The sequence below is a fragment of the Rhodovibrio salinarum DSM 9154 genome (genome assembly GCF_000515255.1).
Classification (GTDB): domain Bacteria; phylum Pseudomonadota; class Alphaproteobacteria; order Kiloniellales; family Rhodovibrionaceae; genus Rhodovibrio; species Rhodovibrio salinarum.
The window spans coordinates 4,089,901-4,107,077 of sequence record NZ_KI911559.1; the positions used below are offsets into that span (position 1 = coordinate 4,089,901).

Below are 17,177 nucleotides of genomic sequence, written 5' to 3' on the forward strand. Positions count from 1 at the left end.
GGAACCTCACTCCGCCGGGCGCGGCGCTGTACGGCTGGCCGCAGGGGTCGGGGACACGGCCAGCACCTGCGTCAGGAAGTCAGGTAGCTGGGCGAACTGGTCGGCGTGGGAGAGGCCGCGGCTGGTGCTTTCGGGCAGCAGCGGCAAGCTGCCGTGCGCCTGCTTTTCGGCCATCCAGCCGGACAACAGCCGGGCAACCTGCTCGGCGCCCTGGGCCCGAGTGCCGGCCGCGCGCGCGGTCAGGATGCGGTCAGGCACCCCGCCTTCCAGGCCGATCAGCAGCACCGGCCGGCGCGCGCCCAGGTACTCGAACAGCTTGCCGGGAACGTTGCCCTGTTCGCGCGGGTCGTCCCACTGCATCAACAGCAGCACGTCGGCTTCCAACTGCTTCTGCACCGCCTCCGGCTGGCGCACCGGCGGGTGAACGCGCACGCACGCGCTGACACCGTACCGCTCGGCAATCGGCCACACGTGCCGCGGCGCGGTGCCGTAGAACTCCACCAGCACCTGCGCCGGATCGGCACCGAGGCGCTGGATCGCCTCGAACAGCACGGCGGGATCGCGCCGCCCGGGATAAATGCTGCCGGTGTAGACGACGCGCAGCGGCCCGCCCGATGTCCGCTCGGCCCGCGCGGGATCGACCAACTCGGGGTCGTAGCCGTTGTAGAGCGTCAGCACCGGCTTGGCGAAGCGTGCGCGATAGGTCTCCGCCCAAGGCTCGGAGACGGTCACGAGGGCGCGGGAGCCACGCACGATCCGCCCTTCCAGCCAGCGGTCGAGCGCCGCGCGCAGACGCCCCGGCGGATAGTAGGGATCGTCGCTCCAGCGGTCGCGGAACTCGGTCACCAGCGGCACGCCCAGCCCGCGCGCCAGCCGCCAGCCCAGCACCAACGCGCTGAATGGCGGGCCGGAGGCGTAGATCACGTCCGGCGTCCAATCTCGGGTCAGCGCCCGGCCCGCCTTGAGGCCCGGCGGAATCCATCCGACATAGTAGTCGGGAAACAACAGCAGTTCGCGAAGCTGTCGGCGCCACGTAGTTGCCGCCGATGCAGCATCGCCGGCCATTTCGGAGTAGCTAGGCACCAGATTTCCCGACTTGCCCCAGGGGCGCATTAAGACAAGCAGGCGCCGGAGCGCGCCTGACACCGGTCGGGTAATACGCGTTAGGTCGCACCAGGATGCAGCCACGACCCGCTCGGCCGGCAGTTTTCCTGAAAGGCCCATGCTAACAGGGATATTCCGAGCGGTTAGTACACGAACGTCGTGGCCGACGACAGATAGGTGGTTTGCCAGTTCATTAAGCCGCACGGCCGCGATGGTGTTGGTCGGCGGGAAGTACCAAGTGACTAGCAGCAAGCGCATGTTCGACCTATCCCGCCATATCAATAGTTGATCTCTGGTCGCCGTCATCCGGTTGTTCCGGCTCGAACGGCTTGGTGTCGAGGCCTGCCCGCGCATCAGCCAGCTCGGCAAGATCCGCTTCCAGGTCGAACAGACTGGCCGCGCGGGTACCCTGAACAGTTCGCATTACGGTCGCCGCGGCTGGGAAGATTGTGCGCCAACGTTCCGCGGCGACCTTCGGATTCCGCCGGGTCTCAAAGAATGCTCCGTCGCCGCTTGTGCTCCGCGCGATAAAGGTCTCGCTTTGCTGATTCCAAGCAAGGCCACAGTGCGCGAAAACGCGCCGGCTTACTCCAACCGGATCGGCACATAGGGATTCGTAAGTAATCACCAAGGGAGCGCGCATTTGCTCCAGCGCGCGGTCGTTTAGTACGGCCCAGCGCCACGCCGTTTGGATTTCTGGCGGCTGGGTCTCCAAAAAGTGCGGCGAGATGCCGTACTTGCGGCCGTGCTCGCAATCCGCGAAGGTGAGCGGGTGCCGGGGCGGCAAGTGCCCGCTGCGCTGGCCCGCCAACACAGATGCCGCGTGACCGCAGGGATGACGCACAATCAGCACAGCCGGCATCTCCGGCCAGGCGTGCGTCCACACCGGCGCACGGCCGAGATCGACCGACTTGATGACGACGCGCGGCCAGCCTCGATCGACCAAATCCGGCACGCGCAGACGCCGGAACGCTGGGTGCACGTAGTTTTCTGCTCCCTTGAAGCCGTAGATCAACCCAGCCCTTAAGACGCGCGCCACCAACGAACGATAGTACTTTCGAAAGATCGGGCGCGCTCCCGCAGCCTTCAGCATCCGGCAGTGACTTAGGCATTCCAGATGCCGGCGAGCCGCGGCGCAATTCATCTCGTCAGTCACAAAACCGTAGGAGAGATCCCGATCGATCGTGTCTGGTTCGTGACGGAGCAGCGTTGCCGGATGGCTATCCAGGATCGCACCAAGCCAGCTGGTGCCAGAACGCGGGGCGCCGATCACGAGAATGGGCGGGACAACAGTCATGGTGTCACACCCCGGCAGGCAGGCTCGCGGGCTCGCCATATGTCGGCGCCCCTGCGACCGCTGGCGGGAAAGCGATACCATATCGCTGGGTGAACCGTGCGACATCAGTCTGCAGCAGAGCAGCGATCGCGTCACGGTCCGCCGGCATCATCTCTGGGATGTCCCGGGTGACCATCGACTTAATCCGCGTATAGAGCGGTTCGGGGAGCAGCCGCCGGGCGCTATTGGCGATCGCTTGCGCGCCGCGGCGGGAGATTCCGCCACGGGGCAGGATGTGGGCGGCCCCACGAAGGCGGTAGCTCGCGTTCACGCGGTTGCTCGGCATCTCAAGCCCGGAGGCCTGTGGCAAGCCGATATGGCGGCACACCCGGTCGACGGTGCCCAGCGGGTCGGCGATCATCTCATCCATCCGCAGTACGAGGATAGCATCGTCGGGGAAAGCCCGCCGGTAGCATTCGAGTTGCCAAGCGTACCGGCTGGCATCGAGGTACCAGGGGTTGGTCAGGACAGCCTGCATGAACGGCCGAGATTCATCACCCGCCATCACTGCGTGCCAATAAGCGGAGTGCACTCGTTTCACGGGATCGCGGACCAGGTAAACGATCCTGGCATCTGGCCGGAGCGCGTGGATTCGCTCCGGAACCCCGACAAGCGGCCCCGCGGATCGCTCATCGCTGGGTGCAACGCTGTAGCTCACAGACGCGTCCAGTAGCACCTTTCCGATCTCGTCAGCCGGAAAGCAGTTTCGATACCAGGAAAGGCCGCGATCTTGATGACGGGTGAAAAAATCTGGTTCCTTCGGTTCAGCAACCGCGATTTGCGGATGCCGAGCAAGGCAGGTGGCAAAATAGGTGGTTGCACACTTTTGAGCCCCGATCAGGAAAAGGGCTGGCGGGAACGACGCAAATGACACGTCGCCACGCGATGATTGGTTGATCTGGGTCATAAGCGAGGCGTCCTAATATACGGTTCGCGGATGGCGATGCGTCGAGCGGCGGTTGACCCGAAAAAGGCCAAGCCAAGTTCAGGAGACGACAATCTTGTCGTCGCAACTTGGGTTCGATACGCCCATCGCCAACAACAGTGCCTAAGCGACCTTAGAGCGGCCATATCACGGTTGGCTGATCAGGCGTGCGCAAAAGGAGTAGTGCCGACGATTGCCAACTCGCGCCCTGAACAAAGCAAACCTCCCTCCAGCCGCCACTGGTTGGAGGGAGGTTGCCATCGCTTGGCCCGTCACTGCGACGGCGGGCTGCTAATCAGACATTGTCATAGACCAACATGTCGCTCGGGCTGGAGACGCCCAGCAACTGGAACTGGCCGTCCTCGTAGACGCCATCGTCAAACCGCAGCGCCTCGACATTGGCGAGCTTATCCTGGCCCTCGTCGCTCATAAGAGCCTTCACCCGAAATTCGCCGTTGCGCTCCTCGATCTGATAGTCCGCATAGGATTCTTCAAAATACGCGATGTCGTAACCCGCGCCCCCATCGAACCGGTCGGACCCGCTACGGCCAATGAAGTGATCGTCGCCCTGGCTACCGGTCACGATATCGTGGCCGCCGCCGCCGTCGATCAGCTCAATGTCGACCAACTCGGTATCCGAAAAGTCCAGTCGGTCTCGGCTGCCGGTGCTGCGGATCGCGTCGCTGCCGCCGCCGCCGTCGATCCGCTCCAGCGACGCGAAGCCCCGCAAGCCGAACAGATCATCTCCGTCCAGGCCTTGCAGTATATCGACGCCAGCGCCGCCATCGATGGTGTCCAGCCCCTCAGCGCCGAAGAAAATGTCGTCGCCGCTGCCCCCCGCGAGCTGGTCGTCGCCGCCGCCGCCGTAGATGTGGTCAGCGAAGACCGTTCCAGTAACGATGTCATGCCCCCCCAGCGTGTCGATGATGTAACCCTCGGCCGCGCCCGAAAGGTCGACCTTGTCGCGGTAGGCAATCCCGGTAAAGGTCTGAGTCGGGCTGATCACCGCGGCCGTGACATCGATCACCAGTTCGCCCGTGGCACCGCCGCCTTGGCCATCCTCGACTGTATAGCTCAGACGGTGGGTGCCGGCTGAGCCCGCTTCGGCGGTGTAGACGATCTGACCGTCTTCTTGGAAAGTCGTCTTGCCGCCCCCTTCGGCGGTGACCGACGCCAAGGTGAGCGTGTCCCCGTCGATGTCGGTGTCGTTGGCCAGTACGTCAACTACGGTCTTGTCGCCTTCCTCCATGCTAGCTTGGTCGTCCACCACAACCGGGGCATCGTTGACCGGCATCACCTCAATCCCGACCGTCGCAGTGGAGACATTGCCGGCGGCATCGAGAAGACTGTAGGCGAAACCGTCTGCCCCGTTGAAGTCAACATCGGGCGTATAGGTGACGCCCCCGTCCGCCTCCAGCACAGCCGTGCCGTGCTCGGGCACGGTGATATCCTGGACGGTCGTTCCGGACGGCACCATGTCATTCGCTAGAACATCCAGCGACAGCGATCCGTCCTCGGCCAGGCTGCCGGTATCATCGACCGCCTCCACGAACTCTGGCTCCGTGTCGGAGGGTGTGGTTTCACCTCCGCCGTCCGGCAGACCGTTGGCGCCAGCGGTGAAGGTACCGTTCTGCCACTGACCGTCCTTGAACTGCAGCACCTCGATCCCGTTCAGCTTGTCAGTGCTCTCGTCGCTGACGAGCGCGGCTACGTCCAGATTGCCGCCTTTCTGAGTGACGGTGTAGTCGGCGTAGTTCCCGTCGAACACGGCCATATCGACACCAGCCCCGCCTGCGATCTGATCGGCGCCGGCGCCACCCCGAAAGAAATCGTTGCCTGCGCTGCCGGTCAGGATGTCGTGGCCGCCCGCCCCGTCGATCACGGCGATGTTTCTGATCTCGGTAGTCGATAAGTCCAGGCGGTCGCGAGTGGAGGTTCCCATGATCCGGTTGGTCCCCGCGCCGCCATCGATGATTTCGATGCCGGCGAGGTCCCGCAGACCGATCAAGTCGTCGCCGGCGCCGCCCAGCAAACGGTCGACCCCCGCGCCGCCATCGACCTGGTCGAGGCCCGCGTCGCCGTCGACCCGGAAAACGTCATTGCCGGCGCCGCCACTCAGCTGATCGTCGCCGGTGCCGCCGGTGATATCGTCCGCGAACGCAGAGCCAGTCACGACGTCATGGCCACCGCGGGCATCGACGGCCTGCCCGTCGGTCTTGTTGCTGAGGTCGATGGTATCGCGGTAGTCCGTGCCTGCAACCGTGCCGGTTGACGCGAACTCGATCGAAACCCGCGCCGTCGCGCTGCCGCCATCGCCGTCGGATACATGGTAGACGAACGCGCCCTCCGTGGTCGAAGAACCATCGGGGGTGAAAGTGACGATCCCGTCAGACAGCCTGACCGTGCCGTTCTGAGCGCTCGAGACGCCGCTTACCTTCAGCGGATCGCCATCAGCGTCGCTATCGTTCGCAAACAGAGTGTCTACGCTGATCGACTGCATCTCGCCCGCCACGCCGGAGACGCTGTCGTCCGCGGCTAACGGTGGCGTGTTACCGTGGGTCCCACCGTCACCTTGCACCGTCACGATCACCTTGCCGGTAGCCGTGTTCCCGTCGGCGTCGGCAACCTTGTAGGTGAAGCTGTCTTCGCCGACAAACCCGTCAGCGGGCTGATAGGTGATCTTGCTATCACTCGTGATGCTACTGGTCCCAGCGCTCGGCATGGCGACGCTGACCAGTTGCAGCTGGCCGCCCTGCAGGTCGATGTCGTTCGCAAGCGGATCGATCACGACCGCAGTAGCCGCCTCAGCCGCGACCTCGTCGGCGCCGGCAATCGGGGCGTTCCGCGTTATTTGAGCGTTCCGCGTACCGTAATGCTCGCTCACGGCACCCTTCTCCAGCGCGCCGATGTCCGGGGCAGCACCGACGTAACCGTCCGTGACGCCGTGGATGACCGTTCCCGCATCGAGGGCGCTGGACACGTCCGCCAACACCAGGCTGGCGAGGTCGGCTTCGCGGAACTCGGAGAAGGCGGCCGTCGCCTCCGCCAGGCTCAACCCAGCGAAGATCGCTTCACCTTCCAACAGCTGGTCGTTGTCGCCCTGCGATCCGGCCTGCCAGGCGGCGAAGTCACCGAAAGTGCCGACGCCACCGACCTGGAAGCGCCCATCGTAAGACCATGCGTTGAAGTCCATCGTCAGGTCGTCGAAAATCGTCGTATCCGCACGCACCGTGTCCGCGCTCTGACCATCGCCCACGAACAGGTTATTCACGATGTGCGTATCGACGGGGTTACCGCTGAAGTCCTTCCACGCCTCGCCGCTCTTGATGCTGGTGTTGTTATAGAGACGGACGCCTTCGTTCGTGTCCGCTTCCGGCTTGATTTTGAACGGGCCGCGCTCGACGTTGTAGATCAGGTTTTTGTAAGCGGTCGCCGGACCGTTATCGACGTACTGGAAACTGATCCCGTTCGCCGTGTTCATCAGCAGGTTGTCGTGGGCGATGACGTTTCGGTCGGTGAAGTCGAGCTCGATGCCGTCGTCGCCGCCCCACAGCACCTTGTTGTGGTGGATCGCTATCGCCCGGTTCGCCAGATCGGTGTTGTGGTTCAGGCCCAGGGAATCCCCGAAGCCGGCGATCGTGTTGTAGGCGACCTCGATGCCCTCGCCGGTGACCACGATGCCTTCGTCGCCCCAGGTGTCGCTGCTGGTGTCGCCAATGGCGTTACGGCCAACCAGGTAATTGTCGGTGATCGTGATGTCCCGGTGGCCCTCGTTCGCGTCGATCCCGCGGTCAACGTCGAGGATGCTGTTGTTCCGGATGACTGCCCCTTCGACGTGATCGCCGCGGCCGTCACGCAGCTGAATGCCATGGGAGGCATTGCGGATGGTCAACCCCTCAAGGTGAACGAAGTCGCCTTCGATCCGCACGGCCGCACCGTTGCCGCCAGCGTCGATGATGCTGTCAGCACCTTCCGCCGCGCGGATCACGATCGGCTGATCGCTGGTGCCGCTGGACTTGACGTTCAGGTTGCCCACATAGGTGCCATCTTCCAACACGATGTTGTCACCGCCCTGAGCGCCATCGACCGCGGCCTGCAGGTCGGCCATTGAATTGACGCGGATCTCGTTGCCCTCGGTCATGGCCGCCGGGCGCGAAGAGGTCGTGACCGTGAAGGTGCCGCCGGCGAAGGAGTCGGTCACCAGACCGTCCGGATCGAGGACGTCCAGCTTGACCTCATAGTCGCTGCCCGACTGGAGGTTCAAGACCGAGCCAGAGTACTCACCCGCCGAGTTGCGCACCAGAGCGCCAGCTGGCTGCCAGTCGGCAGTGCCGGTCAAGCGATAGCTGACCTCAACGCTGCCATCGCCGTTGACGTCAAAGTTGCTGCCGTCGACGTGGAGATGGATCGCGTGATTGGTCGGCGCGTCGAAGGTCACACCGGCCAGGTTGGTCTGGTACGCCTGATCGCCGTTTTCCCCCGGCTTGTATAACCAAACCCCGCCTTCGTCCCCCTCGACGTTCTGAATACCAGCGAAGGCATTCAGTTCTTCCAGGTAGACGAACTTATCGAAGATCTTGCTGCTGCCATCGCCCGACGGCGCGTCGCCAGCCACGTTGTAGAGCGTCTCGAAGGTGTCGTCGGACAGGTCCGCCTCGTCGCCGACATCCCAGCGAATGATCTCGCGGTCGCCGTTCCAGATGTAGAAGTTGCCGTCATCGGTGTTGAAGGCGAAGCCGGCTTGGTGGAGATCGGTCGGGGCATTCTCGACGGAGGCTCCGGAGATCGCGACCGTATCGCCATTTGCGTCCGTGGTCGTCTCGAGCTGGGTGATACCGTTCTTGCGCGCCTGATAAAGCGTACCGGTCAGCGGGTTCTCGAACAGCGAGGCGTCGATCCGACCGCTGTGGCCTGAGAAGGTTTCCAATTCGGTCGTGTCGCCGTGCGTAGTCCCGCCATCCGAGTCGATCACGGTCGGCGAAACCTCGCCATACTTGTTGTTCGACAGAACCAGGACTTCGTCCGTGCTCTCGATGAAAACGCTCGAGGACCGATAAAACGTCTTGTCGGACGCATGCGCCGTCCAATCGCCCGTCGCCGGGTCGAACTCCCAAATGTTGCTTTCCGTCGGCGCGTGCGGGCTCCCAAGGTCGGAGGCAAAGCCGATCCCCGTGTTCGTGAGCCACAGGGTCTGTGTCGTCGAATTCCACACCAACCCGTCGTAGGTATGCGGCGCCAGCGGCGAATTTTCTGGGATCATGTGACCGTCCGGCCCGTCTTCCCCTGTCAACGGTGCTGGGTCACTCAACCGCGACCATTCCAGGGTATCAAAGTCAAAGCTGTAGACTTCGTTGCCCCCGTAATTGGCATGCCCGCCGCCGAAGAAGAACATCCGATTTCCGTCGGCGTCGTAGGCGGAACTGTTCCACGCATCAAAAACCGCTTGCGGGCCGTTGGTACCCCAGAAGTTTGCGCCGCCACTGCTGTCGACGATTTGGTCGTGTAGGGTCGTCCTCACCATCACGTCTTGAAAACTGTTTTTGGATGACAGTTGCATCCACTGCTGGCTATCCATGCCATCCAAACTCGTTGCTAACTCACTAAACGACATCGTCGCCTCCTGATCGGGAATATCGGCTGACTATCCGAATAGGCCCGAACGGACTAACACTTTATGAACAGGATTTTCCTTTTGGGTAGAGATTGGAAATATCTTTCGTGGTACTTCTGCCAATTGATATCCGGAAATGAAATTTCGATTTTTATAGAAATCACGGAGAAGACACGAAAACTGCCGGAGAAGGGAGCACGAAACCACACTTAGCGTAGCCGAGGCCGAACAGCTGGCCCGCCAGACCCCAAAATTGTCACGCGCGTGACCGTTTTGGTTGCGCGGGCAACTGGTCATGGCCCAGTTGCCCATAATCTCACTGGCCAATGCCGCCGGCTGGTGTATCCAGCACGGCCGACGCGCCGCCTCCTGTTCGGCGCGCGCACAGGCGCCCCAGTTCGATCACCCGCCGGGCGTTGCTTTCCCAGGTCCGGCCGTCCCTTTTGACCGCCACGGCGGCGGCGCGGCCCAGGCGCCGGCGCAGTCCAGTATCCGCTGCCAAGCGGGAGAGCACGGCCGCAAAGGCAGCGTCGTCGCTCGGATCGACCAGAACCGCCGTCTCGCCGTCGGTCACGATCTCTCGAATGTTCGGCCGGTCCGGTGCCACGATCGCGCAGCCGGCCGCCATGTACTCGAACAGCTTGAGCGGCGACGCGTACGCGGTCACATCCGGCTGAAGGGCGACGTCGAAAGCCCGCAGATACGCAGGCACGCGAGCGTGCGGCACCGCGCCCGTGATGGTCACCCGGTCGGCCAAACCCAGCGCATTGGCACGCTGTTCGATCAGCGGCCGGGCCGGCCCTTCGCCGACCACCAACAAATGCGGGCGATCATCTAAACCGGCAATCACGTCCAGGACCCGTTCCAGGCCGTGCCACGGGCGAATGAAGCCCACGAAGCCGAACACCACACGACCGTCGTCGAGGCCTAGATCGGCGCGCACGTCGCCGTCCCTGGCCGCGTAAACTTCCGGGCGCACGCCATTCGGGATCACCGCAATCCGCGAGTCCGGCACGCCCGCGGCGCGTACATACGCCGCCAGGGCGTGGCTGACCGGCAGCACCACATCGGCGCGCCGCCAGACGAATCGCTCCGACCAACGAGCCAGCGCGGTCAAGCTCAGGCGACCATGGGCGGCGCGCTCCTCGGCCAGCGGCGCGTTGACCTCCAGCAGCAGCGGCACGCCCAGGGACCTTTTCAGCCACACACCGGCGAGCAGGAACAAGTTGTAACGCTCATAGATCACATCGGGCGTCCGGGCGCGCGCGGCCCGGCGCAACCGCAAATAGGCCGGCACGCTGTAGCCGAGCTCCAGCAGCTCCGCCATCCAAGCCGGCAGGCGATGGCGCAAGGCCCCAAAGCGCGCGACGATCCCGGCCGCCGCGCGCCGCCCGCCCGACGCAGTCTCGCGGGCGCCATCGCACGCATTCGTGTCATCGACCCCGGGCGCGACCACACGCACGGCATGTCCTTGACGTTGCATAGCCGCGAGGAGCTCTGCAACGTGAACTTGCATGCCATCTTGCGCCAGGATTCGGTAATGAAATAGAACTTGCATCTTTGCTTTTTGAGTTGTGCCAAGCTATTACTGAACTATCTTCATCGTGTTGAGGACTCCATTGCAAGCTCACCGCTTCCGCGCGTACCTCGCGGCGTCGACGGCGCTCCAGTCTTCTCCAGCGTCTCGGCGTGTTCCCTCCACGAGCCCTCGTCATTCCCGGACCGTCCTCACCCTCCTGGGTGCCGTGGCGCTGGTATGTGCCATGACCGCCGGCGGTCCCACGGCCGCCAAGGCACAGGACGCGACGCCCGACAGCACCGATCGCGCCGCCGCTTCCGGCGAGGAGGCGTTCTACGAAATCGGTACGGACGATCTGCTGTCGATCGACGTGCGCGGTGAGCCGGAGCTGTCCAACGAGTACCTCGTCCGGCCGGACGGGCGGATCAGCATGCCGCTAATCGGCGACGTAGAGGCGGTGGGCCAAATGCCGGAAGCGCTCGCCGACACGATCGAGGAGCGCCTGGCACGCTATCTGACCGACCCGCAGGCGACCGTCACGGTCGCGCGAGCGACCGGCACGATCGCCAATCGGATCCGGATCATCGGCGGCGCACTCGTCCCCCGCAGCCTGCCCTACAACAAGGGGATGACCGCGCTGGACGCGGTGCTGGCGATCGGCGGCCTGCCGGAGACGGCCGACGGCAACGACGCCTACATCCTGCGCCGGACGGAAGACGGCAACACGCGTCAAGTTCCGATCAAGTTGGAAGACCTGGAGGAAGGCCGCGACCCGGGCGCGAACCGCACGCTCAAGCCGGGCGACACGATCGTCGTGCCGGAAAGCTTCCTGGCCGGCGACTGGCGTGTTCAGCCGTTCGCCACCAGCCGGATCACCTATACCGACAACGTCGACCTGGACCCCGACGATCAGAAGGAAGACGCGCTGATCACCGAAGTCGGCCCGGGAGTGTCGTTCGAGGCTGACACCGCGCGCCTGCAGGCCGCGCTGGAAGGCAGCTTGCTCTACGAGCGCACCAGCCTGAACCAGGAAGAAGACGACATCCGCGCCGAACTGGCCGGCACCGCAACGGCGGAATGGGTGGAAAACCTGTTCTGGACCGATGCGGCGGCCAGCGTGTCGCAGCAGACGATCGACAGCTCCCGCGGCACCTCCTCCAACGTCAGCAACGACGCCAGCACGGAGATGGTGCAGACCTACCGGCTGAGCCCGTACCTGACCAACCGGCTCGGCCGGTACGTGTTCACCGAGCTGCGCTACGCCGGCACGGTGACGCTGGTCGAGGACGACGAGGACACCAACGACACCCGCCTGCGCCCCGGCAGCGATGCATCCAACAGCATCGAACACCAGGTGTCCTTCACCGCGCGCAGCGGACCGCGGTTCGACCGCTACAGCTGGACGGCGACCGCGCTGGCCTCGGAACTGAATTTCGAGGGCGATGGCGGCGACAGCGGCTTCGGCAACGACTCCGATCAGTCGCGGCGCGAAGCCGTGCTGCGCAACCGCTACGCCCTCACCCGCTCGTTCGCGTTGATCGGCGACATCGGCTATCAGAAGCTGGAAAGCGACGATCCGACCGACAGCTTCGAAGCGCCCCTCTACGCCGCCGGCTTTCAGTGGACCCCGTCGCCCGATACCGACGTGTTGGCAACCTACGGCCAGCGCAACAACAACCTGACGCTGGAACTGGATGCCCGCCACGACGTCAGCGCCCGCACCACCCTGACGGCGAGCTACGAGCAGGAAGTCGCGACCGGCCAGCAACGCCTGGCCAACCGCCTGCCCGGCACGATCCAGGACGTCCAGACCCGCGACCCCGAGACCGGGCGCTTTTCGATCAGCGACGAAACCACCCTGACGGACACGGCGGAAGTCGGCGCCGAAACCCGCATCGGCCGCAACACCTTCAGGCTCACCGGCACCTACCGCACGGTTCAGGAAGACGTCGAGGACGGCGAGACCAACGAGGAAAGCATCGGCGGCCGGTTCACCTTCGTCCGGCCGCTCAGCCGGGTGGTCGAGTTTTCCAGCTTCGTCGGCTACGAGTACGTCGAGTTCGACGACCTGCGCGGGATCAACAGCGGCGAAACGGTCGAGGACGACAACTACCGCGGCGGCCTCAACCTAAGCTACACCGGCTTCCAGGACATCACGCTCTCGGCCGGCTACACCTACTCCCGCCGCGATTCCACGGCCCCCAACGATGACTATGTGGAAAACGCCTTCACGGTCAGCGGCCGGATCGATTTCTAATTCTGAGATGCCAGATGGCGGGTACGCCGCCCGGCCGCTCGCGCGTTCTGACTTCTGCCCGTTGTGTCCACCCGCCCGAAGTTTCACTGCGACCGTCGGGAACCGCGGGCTTGGCACCAACGGTTCAAACAAATGACTACGCAAACGGCCGACCTCCAGACCGGAATCGCCACGATCAGCCAGTCGGGGTGACCGCAGCCCCGACCGATCGTGGGAGCGATCGGAATAAAGGGCGGGCGGCAACGCCTACTTTGGATGTACCCACTATCCACCGCACGCTTGGGCGGAGGATCGCTGGTGCTCGATCCACGGTGCCTCATAATCAGGTAAGCTCGACGATCACAAATCGCAAGTTTCCCGCATGCCATCGTCTGGTTTCGAAAACTGGCAAAGCCGGCGCACTCTTAGCCGGACTTTCAATGCCCGCGCCCTGCCCCGCGCAAGTCGTAGCAGCTGGCACGTCGCCGTACTTGTGACCATGCTGGCGGCCACGCTGTTCACACCCGGAGCAGTCAAGGCCAACGGTTCAGACAGTCAGCTGCCGCAATACCTGCTAGACGAAGACAACTGGTCGCATCCGATCGCCGATAAACCCGCCGCGCTGCCACCAACTAGCCCGGCATCACCACCCACATCGTCCGCGCCCGCCCCGGATCGCAGGGCCGAGCATAAGGCTGCACCGCAACCACACTCTGCAACCCCGCCCCCCTCCATCGACGAGGCGGTGCGAGACACCGCGCTGGCACGCTGTCTCAACAGCCACGATTGGTCGCAAAGCCCGTGGACGACCTGCGGTACCGACCCGATACCGCTTACAGACCGGGCGGAGGTTCCAAACGTCCTGCTCGGTCGTCCACGCGCGTTAATCTACTCTTGGAACGGGGCGGCGCTGGACCCCGATCGGATGTACTTCCACGGGGGCGGCCACAACGATTACGGCGGCAACGAGGTCATCGGGTTCAATTACCATGACCTCGCGTGGGACTTCCGGATCCCGCTCAATATCACGCCCGAAGATAGACCTGTCGCGGCCTACCCGCCCGAGGCGTTCGCCGAGGACATCTATCCGGGCGGCGGACCGGGGGCCACTCATACCTACGATGGGCTGGTCTACGCGCCCACCACCGGCGAGGTTTTCCGTTTCGGCGGGGTTGGCTATTGGCCGCACGCCAGCCGGGTCCAGAACCAGTCGAACAGCACCGTCTTTGTCTTCAATCCGCGGGAAACGCACCCGCGCTGGCAGCATATCGGTGAGGTCCTGCCCGCGATCGCCGCGGACGGCCCATCGGTCAAGTCACGGTTCGATCCCCAATCGGGAAAGATCGTCGTGCGCGGACGGAATGGCGAAGCGCAATTCGATCCGGCGACGCGCACCTGGAGCCGCCCCACCCTCTGGTCGCAATTCGAAAGCCAGGGATCGCTCGGCAACGACCCGACGGGCCAGATCGTATGGTACGCTGACAACAAGCGTATGTGGGTCGCAACGAACGGTTTGAGAGCGGTTGCCGCCGGTCCTTACGACGGCCGCAAGCCGTTCTGCCCTAAGCAGGGGATGGACTGGCACCCTGGCGCGCAACTGCTGGTGGTCTGGTGCGGCAGCGCAGAAGTGCGCACTTGGGACCCGACCAACGATCTCTGGCAAAGCTACATCCCTGCCAACGAGGCTGCGCCCCAGCCGCGCCCCGGCCGATCGCAGGGAGTGTTTTCCAAGTGGGCGTATCTCGACGCCTACGACGTCTTCATAGGCTACAACAACATCAAGCAGGGCGTATGGTTCTTCCGGCTGCCGAGCAAATCGAGCGTCGACCCGCGGCGCGCCCGCCTGGCGGCGCAAGGTTTCGACTGCGCGGACGGCGTGCTCAACTGGCAGTGTCCTGACCTACAGGCTGCGCTCATCGACAGCGGCGCACTGCCGACGGGCATCTATCGAAGCGGTGCGGTGATCAACCGTACAGGCACGTACGATTTCGCCGGCAGCCGGCTGGTGCGTGCGATCCGGGGCAAGGCCGCTTTGATCGTGCGAAGCGACGGAGTGACGCTGCGCAACCTCGCCTGTCGGGAGATCGCCACCGGCAGCGGCAACGGCGCGTGCGTGCGTCAGCAAGCGCGAACGCTGCGGATCGAGAACGCGCGCATGACGGATGGCCAGAGCTTCCTACTTGGGAACCCGGACATGCAGGCGCTGGTAATCGACGGCCTCGAGATCGAAAACGTCGGCGGCGACTGCAGCCGGAAGTGCGGTCGGGCCCACGGTGTCTACTACAACGCTAACCAGGGTGACCTAACGGTGCGCAACGCGCGTCTGAGCCGCGCGCGTGATGGTGCGCACCTGATCAAATCTGGCGCTGCCGTGACCCGGGTAGAGCACAGCGTTCTCGACGAGCGCGACGGCGCGGGATCACGGGCGATTGACGCCTACAACGGCGGTCACCTGATCCTGCACGACGTGACCATCTACGCCCGCGCTGACGACGGCAACCGCGAGGTCATCGGATGGGACCACGAACAGCGCGTCGAGCATCCGGACAACCGGATCACCTTCGATAACGTGACGATTTACTGCGACGGCAGTTCGCGCCTCATTGGGTTCCGGGCGGGCAATGCGCCCACCCTGGAAAACGCGGAGGCGATCAAGTGGCCGAACGGGCGGTGCATGTGATGGCGCATTCCCTCAACACGACGCCCGGGCCTGCGGACCAGCCATCATGCTGAACATCTTCATCCTGCTCGCCGTGCTTTGCATGGCACCGCTGGCGTTGCTGTCGCCGTTCGTCGGTTTGCTAGGCTGGCACTGGATCGCGTTCATGAACCCGCACCGGCTTGGTTGGGGCGCCGTCGAGACGGTACCCGCCGCGATGATCGTCGGCGCCTTCGCGCTCGGCGCCTGGATGATCTCACGCGAGCCCAAGCGCCCACCGCGTGACTGGATCGTGTTCGTGCTATTCATGCTGGCGGTTTGGATCAGCATTACGACGGTATTCGCACTGGTCCCCGAGGGCGCGTTCAGGATCTGGGACCGCTCGATCAAGATCCTGCTGTTCACCTACGTCACGCTCTGTCTGACGACCAACGTGCACAGGCTGCACGCGCTGATCTGGATCACGGTACTGTCGATCGGATTCTTCAGCATGAAAGGGGGGCTATTCACGATCACCACGGGCGGCCAATACCTCGTCTGGGGTCCGAAGGGATCGTTCATCCAAGACAACAACCAGCTGGCCATGGCAGTGCTGATGACACTGCCGCTGTTCTTTTACCTGTCGCAGAACGCGGCAAACCGGTACGTTCGCTGGGGCTTGCTTGCCGGTCTCGTCCTGTCGGTCTTCTCGGTCGTCGGCAGCCAGTCACGCGGGGCCTTCGTTTCGCTCGTCATTGTGTCCGGCTACTTGGCGCTGAAGTCACGCCACAGACTCGTCTTCGCGGGTCTGGGGGCCAGTCTGCTGGTCGCGCTGATCTTCTTCCTGCCCGAATCGTGGATCGAGCGGATGCAATCGATCCAGGAGTACGAGCAGGACAAGTCGGTGCAGGGCCGCTTCGACGCTTGGACGTATGCCTGGCGCATCTTCGAAGAACGCCCTCTGGTTGGCGGCGGCTTCCGGGCCTACTACGACGGCGATTACTTCATGGCTTTGGTGCCGGATGCCCTTATGCCGCGCGCCTGGCACAGCGTGTACTTCGAGGTCCTTGGCGAACACGGCGGCGTCGGAATCGCGATCTTCCTGACCCTGCTGCTGATGACGTGGCTTCGTGCCAGCCAGCTGGAGTGGCTGGGCCGACGCCACGCGTTGGCCTGGGCCAGCGATCTCGGCCGTATGTGCAAGGCCAGCCTCGTCGCGTTCGCCACCGCAGGTATGTTCCTGAACATGGCGTTCTTCGACCTGTACTACGTGATCATCGCGGTCGTGGTCTGCGGCTACAGCATCGCCGCGCAAGAGTCTGGCGAGACGCGCGTGAGCCTGCGCGAATCCAGGCGAGCCCGCTCCCAAGCGCGCACCGCGCTCGCCCCCCGAACAGCGGCAGCGGTGCCGGTCCCACGATCCGCGCGCCCCACGACAGGAGGCCCGCGGTGATCGAATCCCTGCTGCTCGTCATCTACACCGCGACGATCTTCCTGGTCTTCCGCTGGCTGATAAAGAATGATGACAAACCGGCCCTGTCGGATCAGACCGGTGTATTCAGCATCTCCGCCACCTCGCGTACGGGCATGAAGGACGACAGCCGCATGCGGTCATCACGCCAATGCCGCCGTCAGACCACCCCCGGCAAAGCTTCCGGCGCACCCCAGAGCGATAGCGAAAGCACCGATCCGAGGGAACCTGGAACGATGGTGAACACGCGCTTCCGCCGAACGCGGCGACGCAGACGCGACTCCTTATAGGAGTGACCGAAAATCCCTGCATGCTGTTACACCGAGAGGCATAACAA

General features: G+C 64.0%; 9 protein-coding genes. 4 read left to right on the forward strand and 5 right to left on the reverse strand.

Translation table 11 applies throughout. The features are described from left to right. Nucleotides 1-6: 6 nt before the first annotated feature. The 5 genes from RHOSA_RS0119035 to RHOSA_RS23750 form a co-directional block, all read right to left on the reverse strand. Nucleotides 7-1,458 carry a glycosyltransferase gene (locus tag RHOSA_RS0119035; protein WP_081728856.1) on the reverse strand — a complete coding sequence of 484 codons (1,452 nt, stop codon included), beginning with the start codon at nt 1,456-1,458 and terminating at the stop codon, nt 7-9. Continuing rightward, nucleotides 1,370-2,401 (reverse strand): sulfotransferase, encoded by a 1,032-nt coding sequence (locus tag RHOSA_RS0119040; RefSeq protein ID WP_027289904.1) that lies wholly within the window; start codon nt 2,399-2,401, stop codon nt 1,370-1,372. The genes RHOSA_RS0119035 and RHOSA_RS0119040 overlap by 89 nt, the downstream gene beginning before the upstream one ends. Before the next feature lie 4 nt (nt 2,402-2,405). Continuing rightward, a complete protein-coding gene (locus RHOSA_RS24965; protein ID WP_081728858.1) occupies nt 2,406-3,347 on the reverse strand; it encodes a sulfotransferase family protein in 942 nt (313 codons plus the stop codon). A gap of 313 nt (nt 3,348-3,660) precedes the next feature. Continuing rightward, nucleotides 3,661-8,625 carry an Ig-like domain-containing protein gene (locus RHOSA_RS0119050; RefSeq protein ID WP_169816665.1) on the reverse strand — a complete coding sequence of 1,655 codons (4,965 nt, stop codon included), beginning with the start codon at nt 8,623-8,625 and terminating at the stop codon, nt 3,661-3,663. A 667-nt stretch (nt 8,626-9,292) separates the two neighbouring features. Then, nucleotides 9,293-10,534: a glycosyltransferase family 4 protein gene (locus RHOSA_RS23750; RefSeq protein ID WP_081728860.1), complete on the reverse strand. Its 1,242-nt coding sequence runs from the start codon at nt 10,532-10,534 to the stop codon at nt 9,293-9,295. 205 nt (nt 10,535-10,739) lie between these two features. On the opposite strand from RHOSA_RS23750, the gene RHOSA_RS24515 reads away from it, so the two are divergent. The 4 genes from RHOSA_RS24515 to RHOSA_RS0119075 all read left to right on the forward strand — a co-directional run bounded on the left by RHOSA_RS24515 (nt 10,740) and on the right by RHOSA_RS0119075 (nt 17,130). After that, entirely contained in the window at nt 10,740-12,752 is a 2,013-nt protein-coding gene (locus RHOSA_RS24515; RefSeq protein WP_051432353.1) for a TIGR03016 family PEP-CTERM system-associated outer membrane protein, read from the forward strand. A 478-nt stretch (nt 12,753-13,230) separates the two neighbouring features. Then, nucleotides 13,231-15,411 carry a right-handed parallel beta-helix repeat-containing protein gene (locus RHOSA_RS0119065; protein ID WP_156092850.1) on the forward strand — a complete coding sequence of 727 codons (2,181 nt, stop codon included), beginning with the start codon at nt 13,231-13,233 and terminating at the stop codon, nt 15,409-15,411. Between the two features lie 46 nt (nt 15,412-15,457). Then, complete coding sequence (locus RHOSA_RS23760; protein WP_051432354.1) at nt 15,458-16,822, forward strand: putative O-glycosylation ligase, exosortase A system-associated; 1,365 nt, start codon at nt 15,458-15,460, stop codon at nt 16,820-16,822. Further along, nucleotides 16,819-17,130 (forward strand): hypothetical protein, encoded by a 312-nt coding sequence (locus tag RHOSA_RS0119075; RefSeq protein WP_027289908.1) that lies wholly within the window; start codon nt 16,819-16,821, stop codon nt 17,128-17,130. The genes RHOSA_RS23760 and RHOSA_RS0119075 overlap by 4 nt, the downstream gene beginning before the upstream one ends. Nucleotides 17,131-17,177: the final 47 nt, after the last annotated feature.